Source organism: Acinetobacter sp. UBA2063 (assembly GCF_002333245.1).
GTDB lineage: Bacteria > Pseudomonadota > Gammaproteobacteria > Pseudomonadales > Moraxellaceae > Acinetobacter > Acinetobacter parvus.
Map to the genome: position 1 here is coordinate 1 of NZ_DDAH01000047.1, position 3,961 is coordinate 3,961.

The following is a 3,961-nucleotide window of genomic DNA, read 5'->3' on the forward strand; positions in this document are numbered from 1 at the left end:
TCAACTGCCCCGCAGCAATATAAACACCAAGTTGTTTATATTCATCCTGAACAGCATCAAACATCTTGTCGAGTGTTCCCACCCGCGCCTTAAGATCTGATTGCGAGCTTTCAATCTCTTTAACCAACACATCAATCTGCTCTTTAGTGGTATTAAAATGCTGGTCAAAACTTTGCTTGGCATTCTTAAACCTGCTCAACAAACCACCAAAAAAGCCTGAGCTTTTTGACTTGTTTAAAATACTGGAAGTATTAAGTTGCTGCGCGACCTGAACCACTTCATTGAGCTTTTGACCAGTCGTATCTAAATCCTTATTTTGAACCAAACCCAACAACTCATCTGTATAGGTTGATGTTTTATTGGCAATGTTTTTACCGTATTCAGCCACCACAGTGGTACTGATGTCTGCAAGTTCCTTATGCGCATCCATAACCTCGGCAAAGTCCTGTGGCTGCAAGCCTAACTCTTTTAGGTTAAGTTGTTCAAAACGCTGCTCCTGCCTAATTGCAAGTTCGCTGGATGATTTTATAAGTTCTGAATCTGACATGATATTCCCCTCTTATTTCTGTAATGATTTTTTCAGATTTTGGATTAAATCTTCTCGGCTTTTGTCCAACTGCTCAATGGTCTTTGATGAGTTAGACTCACGGCTTTGCTCTAGATGATAACGCCACGCTGGAATCAACACCTGCTGCGCCTCTTTAAAACGGTCTAAAAGGCTAAAAGATAAATGCTGTGACAACTGCATCTGTTTCATTGCAATGTCATTGCTGGTCTGTAAAGTTTGTAATGTATTGATCTTTTTAGATAGACGCTCAACGAAGGGATAAAGTACCTGCTGCTGTTTACTAAACTGGGGATATTCTTTTAAAAATTCATCGGCAGCCTGTATATACGCCGCCATCTGTTCCCTTAAACCCAGAGCCTGCTGCAAACGTGACTGCGATTTCTGAATCTCAACCTGTAGCTTTTGGCTTAAGTGGTTTGCCTCACTGATTAAACGATCCAGGTCTTTGACATATTTGACCTGTCCAGCATCATATTCAACATCAATTCCCAGCCATTTTTGCAGTGCATTAAATTTTCGCCCGCCCATATAATTTTTTGAGCGTGACAGTTGCTGAACAATCTGGGTAATCACTTCACTGAGCTGCTGATTTAACTTCGGATCGACACCATTCAACAGGACACTTTGCGCCTGCACCAAATGATCTGCATAATGATTTAAACGATGGGGATCAGTGATTAAAGGCAATAAATCATTACGTTTAATCGCGAGAACATGTTCTTGATTCAGTTCAAGTTGTGATAAAGGGGTTAAGTCGATCGGTATAGTCATAGAAGTAAAAAATAGTAAGAACAAATAAATTTGATCGCTATTAGTTGTAGCATGTTCTTACTATTTCGCATACTTAAATGTTGTTATGATTTTTAAGCATTTCACTTTATCATTTTTAAAAACTTATGATTTTTGCGGAAGTGCATAGGTCCCAATCACATGCGCTACTGGTTCCTCATCACCTACAGAATATAACCACACTTCCCCTGTCACTAGGGTTCTGCCAACTTTAATCAACTTACAGACTGCCCTGATATCCCGTGTTCCATCTGGCTTACGAAAGAAATTGATATTCATGTTGGTGGTGACCGCCATTTTAATCAATCCCAAATGTCCAATAATTGCCACATACAGGACAAAGTCTGCCACCAGCATTAGGGTTGGCCCAGACACAGTCTGACCAGGACGCAGGTCATCCTGATCCACGCGATACAACAATTGCGCACCTTTAGGGGTAATCTGTTCAATCGTGTTCTTTCTAAGTGCCTGTGAAAATTCCTGAGCCAGAAACTCAATGATTTCCTGTTTATTCGCTGCCATATCTCTCAAAACCTATAATGTTACAACCTATCATCCATTTCAGTTTATACTCAAGAAACAGGAAGCAACCTACTTCTCTTGAACAAAAACAAGGATCATCAATTTTTAATCTGCTTTTGCTGAAAGCTCATTCAACACTTGCCAATAAGTGGGTGGTTCAGCAACATGACCACGCTCACGTAATATCTGGTGCATTCTTGGCAACTTAAAATAAGGCACTGCCGCCATCAAATGGTGTTCTTTATGATAGTTGACATGAATCGGCGCAACTAAAGCCCTTGCGATATAACCTGCTTTAGTCGTGCGAGTATTGGTCAAGGCACTATTGCTGGTTTCCATTCCTGCATGTTCCGCCATGGAACGAACACGTAGCAACAGTGGGAACGGCGTTACATAGGCCAACACCCAAAGCGCATAGAGTTTGGGATGTCCTGCTGCCCAAAGTGCCGAAAATAAAGCGGTATTGGTGGCAATGGCCCCACCGCTATTTTTTATAAATGCCTTTGGATAATCAGACCAGTGCCGTCCTGTTTGATCGATCCAACGACGGTCATTGGAAACCGTCCATTCCATTTTCTCAACATCCATTAACACACGCCCAAGCGCAAATTTAAAACCAGTCACCTCCAATAAATCACGCATGAATTTACGCATTACTGATTTTTTAGAGGTCGGAAAACCTGTAACAAGTGATAAATCTGGATCATCTACCGTTGATGTTTTACTGTGATGGCGGAGATGATGCTTACGGTATTTATGCAGGTCATTCCAGACTGGACGGGCACATAACCAGTCGGTTAAGGTATCGTTGAGCCATTTGGTTTTAAACAGACTTTGATGTGAAGCATCATGCGTAAGGATAGCCAGCGCCAATTGACGGCCAGCCAGAATAACCAAAGCTACAATACATATGAGCAACTTGCCCCAGTTTGGCAAATATTCCCAAAAGCCAGCAACAGTGGCAAAGGTTCCACCAATCACCGCCCAGGTTGATAAAACAGCCCAGCTACCATGCAGATCCGATTTGGCAGTCAATTCCGTGATTTCTTCTCGTGTGAACAAATCACTAATAGCCGTACGTGTGTTCATATCCTATCCTGCAATTTTTGTATTTTTATAAAACCACATAACTATTCACTTTATTCTAAATTAAGTAATATTTCTGTCAATAAATTAAAATTAAATTTTTAGTAATATTTGTAATTGGTATTTACACGACACTCAGTTCATAAAACTTGCGCCACAGTTCCAAACCTGTCTGATCCAGTTGTTGCACACTCAGGGCGAATTGTTCCCTAAGCTGCACATCAACAAAATCCTCGGGTAATAAAGGATCATTCATGAGCAGAGAAATTGTCTGGCGACCTAATAATAGCGATTCCCGCGCAGCATCCTCCAATGAGATTCGGTCAACCGTAGCCAACCATTTCTGAATCATTTGGCTATATTTCTCATAGTTCTGGTTGAGTGTTTGTGTTGACCACAAGCTGGGAATGATTGCCAAAGTCGTTTCATCAAAATGACTAATCTGGCAAATCTTGGCGGTCATTTCCAAACCTGAAGCTTTCAACTCGGAAAAAAGATGATCAAATGTAATCGCCAAATTGTCGGGACGAATATAAATCCCCTGTTCCAACTCCTTAAAGCCAAAGCGTTTTAATGCCCGTTCACGACGGTTCAGTGCAGTACGGTCAACTCGCCCCAGTTCACCTGTAAAAACCGCAAGATATTGATGCGTCCATTTCTTGGTCTGCTTAATCCCGTTCTTACGGTTCAGCATCACATTGGCCCATTCATGCGACTGGACCGTGAACTGATAGATACCGCGCTCAATCGCCTCGATCACGCCATCACCCGATAGACGGGTTACGGCAACACGGATACTGTTTTCACTAATCTCAAAAAGCTTGGCAGCAATAATAATTTGTTTAATTGAGATCTCTCGACCTTGTAGCCCTAAAAGTAGATCAATAATCAAGTCTCGGGCGTTCATTTTAGCTATTGTCATCTTATGCTAGAACCAGTTTTAAGATATGAAATATTGGAAAAATAAAGAATGGAAATTTTACCCGAATCCGCCTC

Annotated in this window: 5 protein-coding genes; all 5 read right to left on the bottom strand. The window is 41.4% G+C overall.

All coding sequences use genetic code 11. From position 1 onward, the window contains the following. Positions 1 to 547 (bottom strand): toxic anion resistance protein (locus B4H32_RS02325; RefSeq protein ID WP_286799643.1); only part of this gene is annotated, 547 nt, incomplete at its 3' end. 12 nt (positions 548 to 559) lie between these two features. Beyond that, positions 560 to 1,339, bottom strand: coding sequence for a tellurium resistance protein (locus B4H32_RS02330; RefSeq protein ID WP_286799644.1), 780 nt, complete (start codon positions 1,337 to 1,339; stop codon positions 560 to 562). Between the two features lie 123 nt (positions 1,340 to 1,462). Continuing rightward, positions 1,463 to 1,879, bottom strand: coding sequence for a PaaI family thioesterase (locus B4H32_RS02335; protein ID WP_004769308.1), 417 nt, complete (start codon positions 1,877 to 1,879; stop codon positions 1,463 to 1,465). Between the two features lie 105 nt (positions 1,880 to 1,984). Further along, positions 1,985 to 2,968 (bottom strand): fatty acid desaturase family protein, encoded by a 984-nt coding sequence (locus tag B4H32_RS02340; RefSeq protein WP_286799646.1) that lies wholly within the window; start codon positions 2,966 to 2,968, stop codon positions 1,985 to 1,987. A 121-nt stretch (positions 2,969 to 3,089) separates the two neighbouring features. After that, on the bottom strand, positions 3,090 to 3,887 hold the full coding sequence (locus B4H32_RS02345) for a PaaX family transcriptional regulator C-terminal domain-containing protein (RefSeq protein ID WP_004677484.1): 798 nt from the start codon (positions 3,885 to 3,887) through the stop codon (positions 3,090 to 3,092). Positions 3,888 to 3,961 lie beyond the last annotated feature (74 nt).

What these genes read in the sequence shown, in the direction of transcription:
- B4H32_RS02330 (WP_286799644.1), bottom strand. Translation starts at nt 1,339, where the DNA reads ATGACTATACCGATCGACTTAACCCCTTTATCACAACTTGAACTGAAT.
- B4H32_RS02335 (WP_004769308.1), bottom strand. Translation starts at nt 1,879, where the DNA reads ATGGCAGCGAATAAACAGGAAATCATTGAGTTTCTGGCTCAGGAATTT.
- B4H32_RS02340 (WP_286799646.1), bottom strand. Translation starts at nt 2,968, where the DNA reads ATGAACACACGTACGGCTATTAGTGATTTGTTCACACGAGAAGAAATC.
- B4H32_RS02345 (WP_004677484.1), bottom strand. Translation starts at nt 3,887, where the DNA reads ATGACAATAGCTAAAATGAACGCCCGAGACTTGATTATTGATCTACTT.